Genomic DNA, 982 nt, shown 5'->3' on the forward strand with positions numbered 1-982 from the left:
AGACTTGTTCCCAAATAGTATTTTTGGGAATGCTTGATGTGAATACGATAACCGATGACCGGCAAATGCGGGCCTTAACCGGGTTGGACATGGCCGCGTTTTGTGACCTAGCCGAGCCCTTCGCCCAGGGTTGCCAACAAGAAGCCGATGCGCGCTTTACTGACAAGCGGCCCCGCAAGCGGAAAGCAGGCGGTGGGCGTAAAGGCGTGCTAGTCAGTTCGGAGCAAAAACTACTATTTATTTTGTACTACCTTAAAACCTATCCTACCTTTGATGTGCTAGCCGCCACTTTTGGCCTGTCCCGTTCCAAGGCGTGTGAACGCGCCCACCAGCTGGCCAAGGCCTTGGCCCACGCCCTGCGCACGCAGGGCGTGCTCCCCGCCCGCGCCATCGACTCGCTGGCGCAGATGCAACAGGTTTTTGCCGACGTGCCCGTGCTGCTGCTCGATGCCACCGAGCGCGCCCAGCACCGCCCACGAGCTGTCGTGGACCGGGCGGCTGACTACTCCGGCAAAAAAAAGGCTGACGCGTAAAAACACGCTTATCGCTGACCCCAGCCGCTATATTCATTACCTGGGGCCAACTACTTGTGGGTCCACCCACGACTATCAACTGCTTAAAAATGAATTTGATACTAACCTAGGCCTACTTGACCTCTTCGACTTGCTAGCCGATTTGGGCTACTTAGGCTTGGTCACCGACTACGACCTGCCGCCTCAAAGTCTACCGCACCGCAAGCCGCGCCGCAGCAAAAAGCGCCCCGACGCGGCCTTGAGCGACGCGCAGCGCGCCGAAAACGCGACCCACGCCCGCCGCCGTGTCAAGGTCGAACACGCCATCAGTGGGGCTAAACGTTTGGGCTGCGTTGCCCAAACCTGCCGCAATAAGTCGGCTGCCTTCAACGACCGCCTGTTGGCCCTGGCTTGCGGAATCTGGAATTGGCATCTCAGAAAACGAAAAGAGATTATTTAGGAACAAGTCT

The 982-nt window shown here is 57.5% G+C and carries 2 protein-coding genes; both read left to right on the forward strand.

Features of this window, described 5'->3' with window-relative positions:
• The first annotated feature begins 38 nt into the window (after window positions 1-38).
• A complete protein-coding gene (locus KYK14_RS21915; RefSeq protein WP_219161766.1) occupies window positions 39-533 on the forward strand; it encodes a helix-turn-helix domain-containing protein in 495 nt (164 codons plus the stop codon).
• Window positions 448-972: a transposase family protein gene (locus KYK14_RS22635; RefSeq protein WP_219161767.1), complete on the forward strand. Its 525-nt coding sequence runs from the start codon at window positions 448-450 to the stop codon at window positions 970-972. Before KYK14_RS21915 ends, KYK14_RS22635 begins: the two co-directional genes overlap by 86 nt.
• The last annotated feature ends 10 nt before the right edge of the window (window positions 973-982 follow it).

It is taken from the genome of Hymenobacter profundi, from assembly GCF_019334315.1.
Taxonomy (GTDB): Bacteria; Bacteroidota; Bacteroidia; order Cytophagales; family Hymenobacteraceae; genus Hymenobacter; species Hymenobacter profundi.